Annotated in this window: 15 protein-coding genes, 2 tRNA genes and 1 pseudogene; 9 read left to right on the forward strand and 9 right to left on the reverse strand. The window is 73.3% G+C overall.

The window, feature by feature from the left end:
• Positions 1-3: 3 nt before the first annotated feature.
• Positions 4-94: transfer RNA gene (locus B0E53_RS08035), tRNA-Ser, on the reverse strand.
• Positions 95-227: 133 nt separating this feature from the next.
• On the opposite strand from B0E53_RS08035, the gene B0E53_RS08040 reads away from it, so the two are divergent.
• Positions 228-1,568 (forward strand): hypothetical protein, encoded by a 1,341-nt coding sequence (locus tag B0E53_RS08040; protein WP_246835294.1) that lies wholly within the window; start codon positions 228-230, stop codon positions 1,566-1,568.
• Positions 1,569-1,616: 48 nt separating this feature from the next.
• On the opposite strand, the gene B0E53_RS08045 is transcribed toward B0E53_RS08040, so the two are convergent.
• On the reverse strand, positions 1,617-2,390 hold the full coding sequence (locus B0E53_RS08045) for a CPBP family intramembrane glutamic endopeptidase (RefSeq protein WP_107075428.1): 774 nt from the start codon (positions 2,388-2,390) through the stop codon (positions 1,617-1,619).
• Positions 2,391-2,534: 144 nt separating this feature from the next.
• On the opposite strand from B0E53_RS08045, the gene B0E53_RS08050 reads away from it, so the two are divergent.
• Complete coding sequence (locus B0E53_RS08050) at positions 2,535-3,656, forward strand: globin domain-containing protein (RefSeq protein WP_107075429.1); 1,122 nt, start codon at positions 2,535-2,537, stop codon at positions 3,654-3,656.
• A 118-nt stretch (positions 3,657-3,774) separates the two neighbouring features.
• Here B0E53_RS08050 and B0E53_RS08055 read toward each other — a convergent pair whose 3' ends face one another.
• Positions 3,775-5,304 (reverse strand): peptide deformylase, encoded by a 1,530-nt coding sequence (locus tag B0E53_RS08055; protein ID WP_107075430.1) that lies wholly within the window; start codon positions 5,302-5,304, stop codon positions 3,775-3,777.
• Positions 5,305-5,626: 322 nt separating this feature from the next.
• Between B0E53_RS08055 and B0E53_RS08060 the strand changes: the two genes are divergently transcribed.
• The gene (locus tag B0E53_RS08060; protein WP_107075450.1) at positions 5,627-6,409 is read left to right on the forward strand and encodes a hypothetical protein; all 783 of its coding nucleotides are present in this window, start codon (positions 5,627-5,629) and stop codon (positions 6,407-6,409) included.
• Positions 6,410-6,423: 14 nt separating this feature from the next.
• Here B0E53_RS08060 and B0E53_RS08065 read toward each other — a convergent pair whose 3' ends face one another.
• The gene (locus tag B0E53_RS08065; protein ID WP_107075431.1) at positions 6,424-8,235 is read right to left on the reverse strand and encodes a hypothetical protein; all 1,812 of its coding nucleotides are present in this window, start codon (positions 8,233-8,235) and stop codon (positions 6,424-6,426) included.
• 209 nt (positions 8,236-8,444) lie between these two features.
• Between B0E53_RS08065 and B0E53_RS08070 the strand changes: the two genes are divergently transcribed.
• The gene (locus B0E53_RS08070; protein ID WP_107075432.1) at positions 8,445-9,155 is read left to right on the forward strand and encodes a class I SAM-dependent methyltransferase; all 711 of its coding nucleotides are present in this window, start codon (positions 8,445-8,447) and stop codon (positions 9,153-9,155) included.
• 39 nt (positions 9,156-9,194) lie between these two features.
• Here the strand turns inward: B0E53_RS08070 and B0E53_RS08075 are convergent, their stop codons facing one another.
• Positions 9,195-9,728, reverse strand: coding sequence for a YbhB/YbcL family Raf kinase inhibitor-like protein (locus B0E53_RS08075; RefSeq protein ID WP_107075433.1), 534 nt, complete (start codon positions 9,726-9,728; stop codon positions 9,195-9,197).
• Positions 9,729-9,930: 202 nt separating this feature from the next.
• On the opposite strand from B0E53_RS08075, the pseudogene B0E53_RS08080 reads away from it, so the two are divergent.
• Positions 9,931-10,668, forward strand: a pseudogene (locus B0E53_RS08080) (class I SAM-dependent methyltransferase); the annotation flags it as partial.
• An 82-nt stretch (positions 10,669-10,750) separates the two neighbouring features.
• Here the strand turns inward: B0E53_RS08080 and B0E53_RS08085 are convergent.
• Positions 10,751-10,837 (reverse strand) — tRNA-Ser (locus B0E53_RS08085).
• Positions 10,838-10,934: 97 nt separating this feature from the next.
• Between B0E53_RS08085 and B0E53_RS08090 the strand changes: the two genes are divergently transcribed.
• Complete coding sequence (locus tag B0E53_RS08090) at positions 10,935-11,474, forward strand: AAA family ATPase (protein ID WP_246835295.1); 540 nt, start codon at positions 10,935-10,937, stop codon at positions 11,472-11,474.
• A 9-nt stretch (positions 11,475-11,483) separates the two neighbouring features.
• Positions 11,484-12,458, forward strand: a complete 975-nt coding sequence (locus B0E53_RS08095; protein WP_107075434.1) for an NAD(P)H-quinone oxidoreductase — start codon at positions 11,484-11,486, stop codon at positions 12,456-12,458.
• A gap of 4 nt (positions 12,459-12,462) precedes the next feature.
• Here the strand turns inward: B0E53_RS08095 and soxR are convergent, their stop codons facing one another.
• Positions 12,463-12,918: a redox-sensitive transcriptional activator SoxR gene (gene soxR / locus B0E53_RS08100; RefSeq protein WP_107075435.1), complete on the reverse strand. Its 456-nt coding sequence runs from the start codon at positions 12,916-12,918 to the stop codon at positions 12,463-12,465.
• Positions 12,919-12,964: 46 nt separating this feature from the next.
• Here soxR and B0E53_RS08105 point away from each other — a divergent pair, with 46 nt between their 5' ends.
• Both B0E53_RS08105 and B0E53_RS08110 read left to right on the forward strand, forming a co-directional pair.
• A complete protein-coding gene (locus tag B0E53_RS08105) occupies positions 12,965-13,657 on the forward strand; it encodes a transketolase (RefSeq protein ID WP_107075436.1) in 693 nt (230 codons plus the stop codon).
• Between the two features lie 8 nt (positions 13,658-13,665).
• Positions 13,666-14,562, forward strand: a complete 897-nt coding sequence (locus tag B0E53_RS08110) for a transketolase (protein WP_107075452.1) — start codon at positions 13,666-13,668, stop codon at positions 14,560-14,562.
• 61 nt (positions 14,563-14,623) lie between these two features.
• On the opposite strand, the gene B0E53_RS08115 is transcribed toward B0E53_RS08110, so the two are convergent.
• A complete protein-coding gene (locus tag B0E53_RS08115; RefSeq protein ID WP_091316602.1) occupies positions 14,624-15,331 on the reverse strand; it encodes a glycosyltransferase family 2 protein in 708 nt (235 codons plus the stop codon).
• Between the two features lie 188 nt (positions 15,332-15,519).
• Positions 15,520-16,128 carry a hypothetical protein gene (locus B0E53_RS08120; RefSeq protein WP_107075437.1) on the reverse strand — a complete coding sequence of 203 codons (609 nt, stop codon included), beginning with the start codon at positions 16,126-16,128 and terminating at the stop codon, positions 15,520-15,522.
• Positions 16,129-16,184: the final 56 nt, after the last annotated feature.

The raw sequence follows: 16,184 nt of genomic DNA on the forward strand, positions 1-16,184 counted from the left end.
GCGCGGAGACTCCGGGATTCGAACCCGGGAGGGGCTTTAAGACCCCAACCGCATTAGCAGTGCGGCGCCATAGACCAGACTAGGCGAAGTCTCCCTGGTGGCCCGGAGACCACCGCGCCCGAGGATACAGGTCCGCACCCACCCGGAGCAAAGCGACTACCGGGAAGGGCCCACCCCCTGCGTTTTCATCGTGTGCCACGTCACGCTCGGGTCTACGCTCCATCGATATGCAGGAGCAGCCGCCGAGCGATCCGCCCCGTCGCGAGCCCGCCGTCCAGACCCGGCGGAGCCGCTCCACCAAGCCGACCTTCACCCCGCCGCCCGCGCCGGAGCCCGAGCCCGCTCGCGCCGAAGTGGCGGGCGACACACCGCCGCAACCCCGGCGGGCCAAGGCCGCGCCGACCGTTCTCTTCCAGCCACCCGACCCCGCGCAGGCCACGGCCCCCGCCGCCGACGTGCCGACGGCCCCACGCCCGCGCCCGTCCGCCGAGGTCACGGCCAGCGCCGATCCGGGTACGCCGGCCGGCGCGCCGCCACCGACCCCCGCCGCTGCCGTGGATCCGGTGATCGAGGAGGCGGTCGTCGAGGAGACCCCGAAGCGGCCGCGCCGTGCGCCGGCCGCGAAGAAGGCCGCCCCGGCAAGGAAGGCCACCTCGGCAGCGCGGAAGTCCACGACCGCGCCCGAGGCTCCGGCGGCGGCCGAGATCACGACACCTCCGACTCCGGCAGCATCCGAAATCAACCCGCCCGAGATCACGGCACCCGAGTTCACGGCGCCCGCGGAGAACGAGGCGCCCGGGTGGGCCGCACCGCAACCCCCGTCGGCGGCAGCCGTCGCGTCGACGCCGACCGGGCGGGCGCGGAAGAGCACCAGGGCCCCGGCGAAGAAGGCCGCACCGACGAAGCGGGCACCGGCTCGCCGGGCATCCGCCGCACCGATCCCACCGGAACCCACTGCCGAACAGACCCCGGCAGAACCGGCTGCCGCAGAGGTCGCGACGCGCTCCGCCGCTCAACCGACCGCCCCCGGGCAGGTCATTCCGGTCGTGCCCGCCCAGGTCATCCCGCAGGCGGAAGCGCGCGATGCCGGGCCGGGCTGGCGGGCGGTCGGCGCGCGCGTACTCGATCATCCGGGCTTCGCGCCGGAGCTGCTGGCCCTCGCCGCGGTGGACGCCCTCGGGCCGCGCGCCGCCGACTGGGTGCAGCGGACCCGCGATGCCTACCCGGACGCGGACGCCGACGGGCTGGCCCGGCTGGTGACCCGGCGGTTCGTCCGCCTGGCCGGTACGGGCGGCGCGCTCGCGGCGGGCGCCGGCACGGCCCGCGCCGCGCTGGACGCGGCCCGTTCGGCCGGGGCTCCGGCGGAGGAACCCTGGTCGCGGGCGGCCGAGGCGGCTTGGCGACTGGCCACTCCACTGGCCGCTCAGGCCACCGGCTGGCTGGGCCTGCGGCTGGCCGCACGGCTGCTTCCCGGGGCGGCGGCGCTGGCCGCGGCGGCCGGCGACACGGCCTCGGCCCAGCGCCTGGCCGCCCGCGCGATCAGCCTCTACCGCCCGACCCGCCGTTGATCCAATCCAGCTCGGCAAGGTGGCGCGGTCCGCGACCCCCTCACCGGGTCAGAGCCAGCCGAACCAGGACTTCGGGAGGAGGGCGTAACCGACGAAGGCGACCACGTCGAGCAGGGTGTGCGCGACGATGAGCGGCCCCACCCGCCGGGTGCGCAGGTAGAAGAGCCCGAAGATCACGCCCATCACGGCGTTGCCGAGGAACGCGCCGAACCCCTGGTAGAGGTGGTAGGAGCCGCGCAGCACGGCGCTCGCCGCGAGCACCGCGCCGAGCCGCCACTGGAGTTGCCGCAGCCGGGTGAACAGGTAACCGACGACGATCACCTCCTCCAGCACGGCGTTCTGCACGGCGGCCAGGATCAGCACCGGCACCGCCCACCAGAGGTGCGGCAGGGCGGCCGGGACCAGGGTGGCGTTGATGCCGAGCTGGGCCGCGGCCCAGAACAGGGCCAGCCCGGGCAGGCCGATCAGCGCCGCCAGGCCCGCGCCCCGGGCCAGGTCCGACCCGGGCCGGGTGAGGTCGGCGCCGAGCGCCCGCGCCGGGTCGCCGGGGTCGCGCGCCAGCAGGTGTACGGCGAGCAGCACCGGCAGCAGCGCGAAGAGAATCCCGAGCAGTTGGTACGTCAGGTCGAGGTAGGGCCGGGCCGACACGGAGTTGTTCAGCGAGGCGGTCTGCTTCGACAGCCCGCCGGCGGCGGTCAGCTTGGCGACCAGCGAGACCAGGGCGTACACGGCCGACTGGCCGAGGGAGAGACCGAGCACGAGCAGCGTCTCGGTGCCCAGGGTCCGGCGGGAGACCGGGCGGGTCAGCTCGTCAACCGTCACCGGACCACTGTGCCGCACTCCGGGGCCGGTCGGCACGTCCCGGCGGTCAGGTGAGCCGATCGCACATTGTGTGCGACCGGTGCGCACGCTCCGTGGAGATTCTATGGGGGCCGATCCGCCGGCCAGGAGAAGGAGCGCGCCCTCGTGGAGAACTTCGCACGGCTGCTGAAGGAGAGCTGGACCCTGGTCGAGGAGGACCGGGAGCGGCTCAGCGGTCACTTCTACGCTCGGCTGTTCCTCCTCGACCCGGCGCTGCGCGGCCTCTTCCCGGTGCAGATGACCGGGCAGGGCGACCGGATCCTGGAGGCGATCGTCACCGCGACCCAGACGGTGGACGACCCGGAGAGCTTCGACGAGTACCTGCGCGCGCTGGGCCGGGACCACCGGAAGTTCCACGTCGACGCGAGCCACTACGAGACCATGGGCGTCGCCCTGCTGGACGCGCTGCGCAGCACCGCCGGGGACGGCTGGAACCTGGAGTACGACCAGGCGTGGCGGGAGGCGTACGCCAGCATCAGCGCGCGGATGCTGGCCGGCGCGGCGGCCGACGACAACCCGCCGTTCTGGCACGCCGAGGTGCTCACCCACGAGCGGCACGGCCCGGACACCGCCGTGCTGACCGTGCGCGCCCTCCAGCACCCGATGACCTGGCAGGCGGGCCAGTACGTGAGCGTCGAGGCGCCCCGGCACCACCCGCGGGTGTGGCGGACGTACTCGGTGGCGAACGCCCCGAACGAGGAGAACGTGCTGGAGTTCCACGTGCGGACGCCGGCCGGGGCGGCGGGCTGGGTCTCCGGGGCGTTGGTCCGCCGGACCAGACCGGGCGACCTGCTGCGGGTGGCCGCGCCGATGGGCTCGATGACCCTGGACCGCGCCTCCATCCGCGACATCCTCTGCGTGGCGGGCGGCGTCGGGCTGGCCCCGATCAAGGCGCTGGTGGAGGAGTTGACCCGGGTCAACCGGACCCGCTGGGTGCACGTCTTCTACGGTGCTCGCCGGCCTGCGGAGCTGTACGGGCTGCCCGACCTGGAGAAGCTGATGGCCGCGCACCCGTGGCTGTCGGTGACCCCGGCGTGCAGCGAGGACCCGGACTTCGACGGCGAACTCGGCGACATCTCCGAGGTGGTCACCCGGTACGGCCCGTGGACCACGCACGACTGCTACGTCTCCGGCTCGGCGGCCATGGTCCGGGCGACCCTGCGCGCGCTGGCCGCCGACGACGTGCCGCCGGACAACATCCGCTACGACACCTTCGGCAACCTGTAGACCTTGCTCCCCCCGAGCCGGGTCGCGTGCCCCTGCCCCCTGGGGCACGCGACCCGGCCCCCCGTTCACCGGTGCGCGGGTCGGGCCGGCAACCGGCCCGCGTACCGGAGCTCCGGCATCAGTAGCGCCAGGGGTTGCCGGTCTCCCGGTACTCCTCGACCGGCACCAGCGGCACGCCGGGGGCCATCCGGTCGACGTAGAGGCGGCCCGCCAGGTGGTCGATCTCGTGGGCGACCAGCCGCGCCATCGCGTACTCGAAGGACGTGATGACCCGGCTGCCGTCCCACAGGGCGTGTTCGACGTCGATCCGTAGCGGCCGGGGCACCAGCCCGCGGTGGTCGAAGAAGGAGAGGCAGCCCTCGTACTGCTCGTCGGTGTCGGAGGCGCTGTCGACCACCCGGGGGTTGAGCAGGACGACCGGTTCGGCCACCCGGTCGGCGGGGCGGACCAGGGCGGCGGCCCAGCCGAGCCCGAGTTGCGGCGCGGCGATGCCGACGCCCTTGCTGAACGGGTGCAGCTCGTCGAGGCGGACCAGCAGGCCAGCGAGGCGCTCGATCACGTCCCGGGCGAGTTTTTCCTCGCGCGGCAGGTCGAACTGGCGGGCGGGCTGCCGGAGCAGGTCGTCGCCGCGCTGCAGGATGCCGACCGCGCGCATCCGGTCGCTGGCCCGTACCCGGGCGCCGGGGGCGGACTCCTCGGGTTCGACGTCGGGGGGCTGGCTGCGGAAGCGCCACTGCATCCGGTAGCGGGCGTTCAGCGGCGGGTCGTCGGTCGCCCAGTCGAAGATCGCCCGGCCGCCGTCGTCGCGGCGCTGGATCGGGGTACGCAGCGGCCCCTCCTCGGCGGAGAGGGAGGTTTCCGCGCCCCACACCTTGGGGTCCAGGTCGGCGGGGAGGTCGAGCCGGACGGCGAGATGCCGGGTGGGCAGGCGTACGGCGCGCTGGAACCAGGGGCCCCACTTGTCCCGCCCGACGCGGTAGGCGTACTCGATGGTGGCCCGGTCGCCGGGGTAGAGCGGGAAGCGCCCCTCGTCGTTCTCGAAGAGCAGCCAGATCTCCTTGAACGCGTCCCGGTCGTGCTTGGCCCGCCAGTGCATCGGCTCCCGCGCGCCCCCGTCGTCCCGGTAGGCCGCCAGTTGCAGCTCGGCGAAGGTGAGCGGGTGCTCGCGGTGGTGCCGGTTGGAGCGGCCGGGGTCGTTGGGGTAGCGGTCGACGGCGACCCGGACCAGGTAGCGGGTGACCGGCTCGGTGCCGGCGTTGTACAGCTCGCGCCGGATCGCGCAGTGGTAGCCGTCGTCGATGTGGGTGAGGGTGGCCGTCTCGCGCTCGACCACCAGCCCGGTGCCGGGCGGCAGCCACTGGCCGGGCACGGGTGGGTCCCGGTGCGGCCCGCCGGAGCGACCGTGCCGCAGCTCGTCGTACTCCCGGAAGCGCTGCCAGATCGCGCCGCTGGCCTCCAGCACGGCCTCGGCGCGGCGGGCGAAGTCCTCGGTGGGCCGGTGCCGGCGCCCCTCGACGTGGCTGACGTACGACGGGTCGAAGCCCATCAGCGTCGCCAACTGCTTCTTGGACAGCCCTCGGCCGGTGCGGTGCCGGGCGAGTTCGGCCGCGAACGAGTCGGCGGCACGCTCGATGGGTGAGGTCGTCATCGGCTTCCTCGTACGCGGGAAGACCATTTTCACGTTCGGTGGCCGAACGTGTACGGAAACTGCCTCGTATTCGACACTCGCCTTGACAATTCAACGGCATCCGTCGATGCTCGCGCGGCCCGCCGCCCCGCTGGGTGGCGTTTTCCGCCCACGTCGCCGGGTAGTACGCGACGGGCGACGGAGTGACCGGGACCTCCCCCCGGAGCCCGCGGGACCACTTCCCCTCGAAGGGAAGCTGTGGTTAGGCTAGCCTTAGTCCGGGCCGACGACAGGCGGCGGCCGGTGGGGCGACCAGACAGGGGACGGCCAGGTGACTGCGGTGATGCCGGGGCGGGACGTCGCCACCCCGTTCGCCCCGATCACCGGCACCCTGCGGGCCATGTTCGGCACCGACGAGCTGCCCGGGCTCGCGCGCGGCCTGCTGGTCACCGATGGCGCGCCCCACTGGACCCCGGCCACCCGACTGGTCGACGGCACCCTGCTCCCCGAGTTCCTGCGGGCAGCGGGCCGGCGCTGGGGCGGCACCCCGCACGCCTGCGCCGCGCTGGCCTGGAAGTCCTACAGCTACTGGACGGCGTTGCCGGCGGTGCTCGGCTGGGCCTCGGCCCGGCGGGTGCCGCTGCTCGACCCGGCCGACGTGCTGGTCCACTTCGAGGACCACCACCAGCTGCTCACGCTCGGCCTGCGCAGCTCGACCCCGGTCGCGGTGCTGCCCGGGGACCCGCTGGCGCTGGCCGGCGTACCGGGGGTCCGGGTCGTCGCCGACGAGGCGGCGCTGCTCGACGCGCTGCGCGGCTCCCTGCTCGACGCCCACTTCGCCCCGCTGATCGCGGCTATCCAGGGCGAGGTGCGGATCGGCACCCGTACGCTGCTCGGCTCGGTCGCCTCCGGCATCGCGCACGGCATCCTGCGGGCCTCGGACGCGCTGCCCGGCTCCTCGACCACGACCATCGGCACGCTGCTCGACGCGCTCGACCTGAGCGACCTGGTCGAACTGGCGCCGGGCCCGGCCGGCGAGCCGACCGTGCAGCGGCGCACCTGCTGCCTGGCCTTCACCCTGCCCCGGCCGAAGATCTGCCAGGGCTGCTGCGTCCGCCAGGCCTGACCCGGCTGGTTCGTTCAGTCCACCAGGGGGCGCACGTCCCAGAGCCAGACCCCGCCGGTGAAGGTCGGGGTGATCCCGGTCAGCTCGGTCATCCCCCGGTGCAGTGATCCGGCCTGTCGCAGCCGGGGATCGAGGATCACCGCGCCCGCCCGCCAGTAGCGCAGGTCGTCGACGGCAGCCACCCGGTCCTGGGGGGTGATCGGCGGCACGGCGTCCGTCTGCCGGATGGTGGTGAAGAAGGTGCTGGTGGGGCGGGGCGGGGCGGTGAAGAGGGCGACCCGGCCGGCGCCGGGCCGGGTGTCCGGATAGAGGAAGTAGCCGCGGGCCAGCGGCATGTCCAGCCGCGTCTCGGCGGACCAGCGCAGCGGGACGGCGTACGTGGTGTCGGGCAGCGGGAGCGTGACGATGGTGTGCCCGCCGGCCACGTACGGACGCCAGGCGCCGGAGGTGACGAAGGCCGGGGTCGGGTCGAGGCGCACCGCGGGCAGCGGGGTGGGCAGGAGCGGCAGCAGCGCCATGGTGAGCACGGTGGCGGTGACGAACCGGATCCGGCCGCGGGCGGCCGGGTGCCGCCGGGCCAGCCGCCGGACGCGTTCGGCGCCCAGTGCGAGCAGGATCCCGACGATCGGGGTGAGCGCCAGGGACCACCGGGTCGGCACCACCGAGTGCAGGATGGGCAGGTGCTCCAGCGCGGCCCAGGGGCCGGGGATGCCGGTGTCCCGCCCGTCGAAGCGGATCTCGCGGCCGAGCGAGAACAGCACGAACACCGCGCCGACGGCGGCCAGGCCGAGCACCACGGCGTTGCGGCGCAGCCACCAGACCAGCGCGACCACCAGCACGGCGAGCGGCCAGCCGAAGAAGGAGTTCTCCTCGGTGGCGTTCTTGGCCAGCCAGACGCTGCCGCGCGCGTCACCGGCCAGGGACTCCCGGGACCAGGCGACGTAGGAGGCGAGGTCGGTGCGGTAGCCGCGGATCAGCGTGGAGAGCCCCTGGTAGGCCCCGGGTCCGAAGAACTGCACGGAGAGCGGGTACGCCAGCAGCACTCCGGAGAGCACGGCGGCCACCCCGAGCCCGGCGGCGAAGGGCCGGGCCGCCGTACGCAGTTCGGGCCGGCCGAGGGCGAGCGCCAGCACCACCACGCCCAGGCCGATCGCGGTCATCAGCAGGATCTCCAGGTTGAGGAAGGCCTGCCAGACGATGAGCAGCCCGAGCAGCACGCCGTTGCGCAGCCAGCGGCCCGGCTCGGTCAGGCGCAGCGTCCGCCAGACGAGCAGCGGCACCACGAACTGGCTGACGATGTTGGGATGGGCGTTGGCGTGCGAGACCATGGCTGGCGCGAACGCGCAGAAGCCGGCGCCCAGCCAGGCCGGCCCGCGGGCCCCGATCAACACACGGGAGAGGACGAAATACCAGGCCACGCCGGTGGCGGCCATTCCGAGGGTGAGAAAGAGCAGGAATGACCAGCGGGGCCCGAACAGGACGGTGACGGGCGTCATTGGCAATGAAATGGATAATACGGACGTATTTGCCATCAGATTGACGCCGTCCGGCACGTTCATCCGGTCCGAGGTGAACGGATAGGCGAAATCGGTCACCACCCGCGCGCCGTGCGCCATCATCCACTCGAACTGCGCCTGGTCGGTGCGGTTGTCCCGGACGCCGTTGGCGGGGTCCAGCCAGATCCGGGCCGTCACCCAGAAGGCGAGCAGCACGAAACTGAGCACGGCGACCGCGTCGACCCGCCTGTCCTGCCCCGGTCGTCCGCCCTCGTCGGGCCCGTCCTCGGCGGCACCACCCGGAGCGGCGTCCGATTCAGGAGTAGTCATGGCAATTCAGAGCGTAGTCAGGGTATGGCAGGGCCGTGACATGTTTCTGGGTACTGGCGTACTATGTGCCGGGTTCGCCGACCGCCGATCACGTGCCCACCCCCGACCGCATTTCGGCCACCCCCGGTGCCCCGATTCTCCCGCCGTCCTCCGGATGGTTGACTCTGTCGGTCCAGGCGCGGGTCAGTCATATCGTGAGGAATCGACGCATGGCAGATATCACTGGGGATCAGCGCGTCCAGTCGGAGGTGCTCGAGGGCCTCGCCACGGCGGTCAACCACCGCCGGTGGTTCGTCGAGCTCGCCCTGCCCTACCTCGGTGACAACCCCATCGAGATCGGCAGCGGCCTGGGCGACTACGCCCTGGAGTGGTCCGAGCGCCTGCCCCGGATCACCGCCACCGAGGCGGACCCAGACCGCCTGGTCCGGCTCAAGGAGCGGCTGTCCGAGCACCCGGGCATCGAGGTCCGGCAGATGCTGCTGCCGCACTCCGAGCGCGGCGACTACAGCGCGGCCGTGTCGTACAACGTGCTGGAGCACATCGAGGACCACGTGAGCGCGCTGCAGAGCATGCGCGACCTGGTCCGCCCCGGCGGGGCCGTGATCATCATCGTGCCCGCGTTCCAGTTCGCGATGAGCCCGGCGGACGTCGCCACCGGCCACGTCCGGCGCTACACGAAGAAGACCCTGGCCACGGCCATGACCGAGGCCGGCCTCACCGTGGAGAAGATCCACTACGCCAACGCGCTCGGCCTGATCGGCTACTTCATGGCCACCAAGGTCTTCCGGCTGATGCCGAAGGAGGGCCCGATGGTGAAGGTCTACGACACCCTGGTCCTCCCGGCCACCAAGGCCGCCGAGCAGCGGGTCCGGCCGCCGTTCGGCCAGTCCGTCTTCGCGGTCGCCCGCGTCCCGGGCTGACCGGAACGGGGCCTCCGCGTCCGCGGAGGCCCCGTCGCCTCACTCCTTGACCTGGTACGTCGGGCGGATCACCGCCCGGGCCAGGGTGTGGAAGGCCAGGTTGAAGCCGACGTACGCCGGGCTGGCCCCCTTGCCCACGTCGAGCCGTTCCACGTCCACGGCGTGCACCGCGAAGACGTACCGGTGCGGCCGGTCCCCGGGCGGCGGGGCGGCACCGCCGTAGCCGGTGTCGCCGTAGTCGTTGCGGACGCTGAAGGCGGCCCCGAGGTCGCTCTCCTTGACGCCCGTGGGCAGCTCCGTGACCGAGCTGGGCACGTCCACCAGCACCCAGTGCCAGAAGCCGCTGCCGGTGGGCGCGTCCGGGTCGAAGCAGGTGACCACGAAGCTCTTGGTCTCGTCCGGGAAGCCCGACCAGGCCAGGTGCGGGGAGACGTTCTCGCCGCCGGTGCTGCCGTGCGCGTACCGGGCATCCATCGGCTCGCCGTTGTGCACGTCGTCACTGGTCAGGTGAAACGACGGCACCGTCGGCAGCAGCTCGTACGGGTCCGGGGCGATCGGTCGTTCCAGGCTCATCGAAACGGTCCTTCCGGGTGCACGCGAATGTCCTGCGCCCCTTCATACCCCCTCCGCGGCCCCGATCGAACCCGAAGCGCCCGCTGTCCGGATCCACCGGCTCACCATCCGGCGACAACTGACCTACTCTCCAGGGCAGCGACGCCAGCCCCGTGCGCGGCGCGGGGCGGGTCACAGCCAGGGAGGCGACGACATGCCCAGCGCGCAGTTGTACGACACCATCGGAGCCACGTACACCGTGACGCGGCGCACCGAGCCGCGGATCGCCGCACAGGTCTGGGCCGCGCTCGGCGATGCGCGGACGGTGTTGAACGTCGGGGCCGGTACCGGCTCCTACGAGCCCGCCGACCGTGACCTCACCGCGGTGGAGCCGTCGGCGCTCATGCGGGCGCAGCGCCCCGCGGGTTCGGCGCCGTGCGTGGCTGCCGCCGCCGAGTGCCTTCCCTTCGAGGACCAGTCCTTCGACGCGGCGATGGCCTTCGCCACCATCCACCACTGGCAGGACCCGGTCGCGGGCCTGCGCGAGATGCGGCGCGTTGCTCGCCGCGTGGTGGTGTTCACGCACGACACCAGTGACGCCGGATGGCTTCGTCGGTTCTGGCTCACTCGCGACTACCTTCCTGAGGTCGCGGACCTCGTTGCCGGCCGGCCTTCGCTGGACGAGCTGGCCGGCGCGATCGGAGCCCGCGTGGAGCCGGTGCCCATCCCGTGGGACTGCGTCGACGGTTTCTTCGAGGCCTACTGGCGCCGGCCCGAGGCGTACCTGGACGAGAACGTCCGTCGCGGGGTGTCGGTCTGGGCCAGGGTCGGGCCGGACGCCGAGCAGAGGGCGGTGCACAGCCTCCGTGACGACCTCGACTCAGGCCGGTGGGCGGAACGCAACGCCGACCTCGTCGACCTCGATGCGGCAGAGCTCGGCCTTCGTCTGCTCATCGCCTGAACCCACGCCGTCCCGGGTACGACACAGACGCGCCCCTGACCGGCGTTCGCGCTGGCCAGGGGCACTTTGCCGCCCGGGAGAGCGGAGGGTGTGGGATTCGAACCCACGAAGACATCGCTGCCTTACCGGTTTTCAAGACCAGCGCCATCGGCCACTAGGCGAACCCTCCCTGCCACGTCCCCGACGGGGTGCGCGGCCGTGCCTAGTCTGCCACGGACGGTGGAACAGGCGAGCCGCCGTCCCACCCCTACTGTCAGGATGTTCGCGTGTGGGATACCCCGGCGGTGGTGCTGATCAGTGGAATCATGGCGGCGGGCAAGTCCACTGTGGCCGAACTGCTGGCCCGGCGGCTGCCCCGCGCCGTGCACCTACGCGGTGACGTGTTCCGCCGCATGATCGTCAGCGGGCGGGCCGAGATGACCGCCGAGCTCAGCGACGAGGCGTGGCGGCAGCTCCGGCTCCGCTACGACCTCGCCGCGTCGGCCGCCGACCGCTACGCCGCCGCCGGCTTCACCGTGGTGCTCCAGGACGTCGTCCTCGGCCCGGAGTTGCCGGCCGTGGTCGACCGGATCCGGCACCGACCGCTCGCCGTCGTGGTGCTCGCGCCCCGCGCCGACGTGGTCGCCGCCCGCGAGCGGGACCGGCCCAAGCAGGGGTACGGGAACTGGCCGGTCGCCGACCTGGACGCCGAGTTCCGGGCCGACACGCCCCGGATCGGGCTCTGGCTGGACACCTCGGCGCAGACGCCCGAGGAGACGGTGGAGGAGATCCTGGCCCGGGCGTGGACGGCCGGTCGGATCGGGTAAGACTGGGCTATGCACGCGATCACGATCCCGAAACCCGGTGGACCCGAGGCGCTCGTCTGGGCGGCGGTGCCCGATCCGGAGCCCGGCCCGGGCGAGGTGGTGGTCGAGGTGCGGGCCAGCGCCGTGAACCGGGCCGACCTGTTGCAGCGGCAGGGGCAGTACCCGCCGCCGCCGGGTGCGCCGGCGTACCCGGGGTTGGAGTGTGCCGGGGTGGTGGCCGCGCTCGGTCCGGAGGTGACCGGCTGGGCGGTCGGCGACGAGGTCTGCGCGCTGCTGGCCGGCGGCGGGTACGCCGAGCGGGTCGCCGTGCCGGCCGGTCAGCTGCTGCCGGTGCCGGCCGGGGTGGACCCGGTCGACGCGGCGGCGCTGCCCGAGGTGGCCTGCACCGTCTTCTCGAACGTGGTGCAGTTGGCCCGCCTGGCCGAGGGCGAGACGCTGCTGGTGCACGGCGGCGGCAGCGGGATCGGCACGTTCGCCATCCAGCTCGGGGTGGCGCTCGGCGCGACCGTCGTGGTGACCGCCCGGGCGGCGAAGCACGAGCGGCTGCGCGAGCTGGGCGCCGCGCACGCCGTCGACTACCGGGAGCAGGACTTCGTCGAGGAGGTCCGCCGGGTCACCGACGGCCGGGGCGCGGACGTGATCCTGGACATCATGGGTGCCGCGTACCTGCCGCGGAACGTGGCGGCGCTGGCCACCGGCGGGCGGCTCGTGGTGATCGGCATGCAGGGCGGCCGCAAGGGCGAGCTGGACCTGGGGATGCTGCTGGCGAAGCGGGCCTCGGTGCACGCGACGGCACTGCGTTCCCGCCCGGTCGCCGAGAAGGCGGAGATCGTCCGGGGTGTCCGCGAGCACGTGTGGCCGCTGGTCGAGGCGGGGAAGATCCGGCCCGTGGTGCACGCACGGGCGAAGATGGCCGACGCCGCCGACGCGCACCGGCTGGTGGAGACCAGCGACCACCTGGGCAAGGTGCTGCTGGTCCGCTGACCGGTCAGGCCGCCCCGGAGCCCTCGCGGGGGAGCATCAGCCGGGCGCCGGGGCCCTCGGCGGCGAGCGCGTCGCCCGGGTTGTAGAGGGTGCAGCGCTGCAACGACAGGCAGCCGCAGCCGATGCAACCGTCCAGGTCGTCGCGGAGCTTGCCGAGCAACCGGATCTTCTCGTCCAGCCGGTCCCGCCAGGTCTTCGACAGGGCGGCCCAGTCGTCGGGGGTGGGCGTCCGCGCCGACGGCAGCGAGTCCAGCGCCTCCCGGATCTCCTCCAGCGAGACGCCGACCTGCTGTGAGATCCGGATGAAGGCCACCCGGCGCAACTCGGTGCGGGCATAGCGGCGCTGGTTGCCGCCGGTCCGCTGGGCCCGGATCAGTCCGAGCCGCTCGTAGTGGCGCAGCGCGGAGGGGGCCACCCCGCTGCGGGTGGAGAGCTGTCCGATGGTCAGTGCTTCGTGCATCACAGGGCCTTGAGTTGAAGTGAGCTTCAACTCCGAGGCTATCCGCATGACGACGACAACCGCCACCGACCCCGCGGTGCTGAGGGCGCTGCTCGACCGGGTACGCGCCGGCCGCGAGTTCGGCGCCAACGTGTACTCGACGCTGGACGTGCTCCAGGTCCTCTACGACCGGGTGCTCCGGATCACCCCGGCGACCGTGGACGACCCGGACCGGGACCGCTTCCTGCTCTCCAAGGGGCACGCGGTCGCCGGCTACTACGCGCTGCTCGCCGCCAGGGGCTTCGTCCCGATGGAGTGGCTGGACGACCAGGGCGGCCCGGAGAGCCGGCTCGGCGACCACCCCGACCGGCTGCTGGTGCCCGGGGTGGAGATCGGCTCCGGGTCGCTGGGCCACGGTCTCGGCCTGGGCGTGGGCACCGCGCTCGGGTTGCGCGCCCAGGACCGCACCGACCCCCGGGTGTACGTGCTGCTCGGCGACGCCGAGTTGGACGAGGGCTCGAACCACGAGGCGATCGCGTACGCGGGCGCCACCGGGCTCGGCAACCTGACCGCGATCGTGCTGGACAACCACTCGGCGAGCCACGGCTGGCCGGGCGGCGCGGCCAGCCGGTTCACCGTGAACGGGTGGACCGCCGCGACCGTCGACGGCCGGGACCACGCGGCCCTGCACACCGCCCTGACCGGGCACGACCACCACCGGCCGCACGTCGTCGTCGCGGTCGTCACCGACGGGGAGTGACCATGGGCATGCGCGAAACCTTCGTGACCACCGCCGAGGAGGTCCTGGCGGATCCCCGCACCACGATCGTGCTGGCCGACATCTCGGCCGCCGCGTTCGCCCCGGCCGCCGCGCGGTATCCGGGCCGGGTGGTCAACGTCGGCATCCGGGAGCAGTTGATGGTGGGCGTGGCCGGCGGGCTGGCGCTGACCGGGCAGCGGCCGATCGTGCACAGTTACGCGCCATTCCTCGTCGAGCGGGCCTACGAGCAGATCAAGCTGGACCTCGACCACCAGGGGGTCGGCGCCGTGCTGGTCAGCGTCGGCGCGTCGTACGACCGGGCGGCGGCGGGACGGACCCACCTCGGGCCGGCCGACGTGGCGCTGATCGACACCCTGCGCGACTGGACCGTGCACGTGCCCGGCCACCCGGGCGAGGTGCCCGGGCTGCTGCGCGACCTGGTGTGCGGGCGGGACTCGGCGTACCTGCGGCTGTCCACGCAGGCCAACACGCGGGCGTACCCCGAGGCGGGTGAGCTGCGGGTGGTGCGGGACGCCGGGCCGGGCGCGCCGCTGCTGGTGGCCGTCGGGCCGCTGCTGGACGCGGCCCTCGCGGCGGTGGCCGACCGGCCGGTCACGGTGGCCTACACCCACCGGCCGCGCCCGTTCGACACGGCCGGGCTGCGGGCGCTCGCCGGCACCGAGGTGATCCTGGTCGAGCCGTACCTGGCGGGCACCTCGGCCCGGGTGGTGGGCGCGGCGCTGGCCGACCGGCCGCACCGGCTGCTCGCCCTCGGGGTGGGCCGGTCGGACCTGCGCCGCTACGGCACGCCGGAGGACCACGACCGCTGGCACGGCCTGGACGCGGCCGGCCTCCGTCGCTCGGTCGACGCGTTCCTCACCCCGGCGGCCGGGGCCGCCGTCTGAGCGACGGGACCCCGCGACACCGGCCTGGGCCGGGGTGCGGGGTCCGTGTCGTTGTGGGGCGTCAGCGGGCGGCGGGGCCGACCGGGCGGCGCCGGGCCCGCTCGCGGGCCAGGATCCAGATCGCCTCGACGCCGTCCTTCCAGGTGATCTTCTTGCCCTCCTCGCGGCCCCGGGCGCGGTAGCTGATCGGGACCTCGTAGGGGCGGATGCGCTGGCGGAGCAGCTTGCCGGTGACCTCGGCCTCCATGCCGAAGCCGCGCGAGCGGACCTGGAGCGAGCGGTAGAGCTCCAGCGGCATCAGCTTGAAGCAGGTCTCCAGGTCGCCGATGTAGGAGTTGTAGAGCACGTTGGCGGCAAGCGTCACGCCCTTGTTGCCCATCACGTACCAGAAGCTGTAGGAGCTGTGGCTGCCGAAGGTGCGGTTGCCGTAGACCACCGTGGCCCGCCCGTCCAGCACCGGCTCGAGCAGCCGCGGGATGTCCTGCGGGTCGTACTCGAGGTCGGCGTCGAGGATGACCATGTACTCACCCTCGGCGTTGTCGACGGCGGTCTTGATGGCCGCGCCCTTGCCGGCGTTGCGCTGGTGGGTGATCACCCGAAGCCGGGCGTCGTCCACCCGGCCCAGCACCTCGCCGGTGCCGTCGCGGCTGCCGTCGTCCACGACGACGAGTTCGATCTCGCAGGGGTAGTCCACCGCCAATGCCTGCTTGAGGGCATCCGCAATGCGTTCTTCCTCGTTGTAGACCGGCATGAGGATCGAGAGCTTCACGGGTTCTCCACGGTGGCGACGGCAAGTCGGGGCCTAGCGTAACCCGGCTGGTCGCCCAGGTCATCACAGCCCGCCCCTGGCCTGGCCGGACACTCACCACCGACCCGCCCGTTCTGCCGGACAAGTGCCCTTCTACTGAGGAACGGCACCGGGGCCGGCGCGGTCGCGCCGGCCCCGGTGCGCCCGGCTCACTTCTGCTTGAACGGGACCACGACCAGCCGGGCCACCCCGCTGTCGCCGTCCTTGGCGCCGGCCACGCCGACCGTCGTGCCGACCTTGATGTCGCTGGACTGCACCGTGCTGCGCCGCTCGACCACCCGCAGCTTCTCGTCGAAGGTCCAGGTCATCGTGAAGCCGTCGGTGGACTTCACGGTCATCGACTTCGCGTCGATCGCGGTCACCTGGCCGCGCTGCACGGCGACGGTCTTCGTCCCGCCGTCCTTGGTCTGCACCACGACCTCGCCGTGCAGGGTGTTCTTGCGCAGCAGCACCCGGGCGCGGTGCCGCTTGCGCCACTCCTGCCCCCGCTCGCCCCGCTTGTCCTGCGGGCCGGCCTGCTCACCGGGCGCGCCGGAGGCCGAGGGAGCCGGGGCGGCTACCGGGTCGACGTCCAGGTCGGCGGCGTCGACGCCGAGCGCGGCCAGCGCCTGGCCGTCCGCGCCCAGGGCGGCGGCCACCTCGACGGCGGTCTCCTTCGCCGAGTCCTGGGCGACCTGGGCCGGGCCGCAGCCGGCGAGGCCGAGCGCGGCCGCCGCGAGCAGCGCGGTGACGCCGGTGACGATTCCCTGACGTGCCATCAGTGTTCCTCTCGTCCGTGGTGCCCACAGCCTCCCCCGCGCGCACGAGCGGATCG

This window comes from Micromonospora sp. MH33 (assembly GCF_003013775.1).
Taxonomy (GTDB): domain Bacteria; phylum Actinomycetota; class Actinomycetes; order Mycobacteriales; family Micromonosporaceae; genus Micromonospora; species Micromonospora fulviviridis.

Coding starts and splice junctions, on each gene's coding strand:
- B0E53_RS08065 (WP_107075431.1), bottom strand. CDS start 8,235: ATGACTACTCCTGAATCGGACGCCGCTCCGGGTGGTGCCGCCGAGGAC.
- B0E53_RS08105 (WP_107075436.1), top strand. CDS start 12,965: ATGACGACGACAACCGCCACCGACCCCGCGGTGCTGAGGGCGCTGCTC.
- soxR (WP_107075435.1), bottom strand. CDS start 12,918: ATGCACGAAGCACTGACCATCGGACAGCTCTCCACCCGCAGCGGGGTG.
- B0E53_RS08040 (WP_246835294.1), top strand. CDS start 228: ATGCAGGAGCAGCCGCCGAGCGATCCGCCCCGTCGCGAGCCCGCCGTC.
- B0E53_RS08070 (WP_107075432.1), top strand. CDS start 8,445: ATGGCAGATATCACTGGGGATCAGCGCGTCCAGTCGGAGGTGCTCGAG.
- B0E53_RS08075 (WP_107075433.1), bottom strand. CDS start 9,728: ATGAGCCTGGAACGACCGATCGCCCCGGACCCGTACGAGCTGCTGCCG.
- B0E53_RS08060 (WP_107075450.1), top strand. CDS start 5,627: ATGCCGGGGCGGGACGTCGCCACCCCGTTCGCCCCGATCACCGGCACC.
- B0E53_RS08095 (WP_107075434.1), top strand. CDS start 11,484: ATGCACGCGATCACGATCCCGAAACCCGGTGGACCCGAGGCGCTCGTC.
- B0E53_RS08055 (WP_107075430.1), bottom strand. CDS start 5,304: ATGACGACCTCACCCATCGAGCGTGCCGCCGACTCGTTCGCGGCCGAA.
- B0E53_RS08110 (WP_107075452.1), top strand. CDS start 13,666: ATGCGCGAAACCTTCGTGACCACCGCCGAGGAGGTCCTGGCGGATCCC.
- B0E53_RS08120 (WP_107075437.1), bottom strand. CDS start 16,128: ATGGCACGTCAGGGAATCGTCACCGGCGTCACCGCGCTGCTCGCGGCG.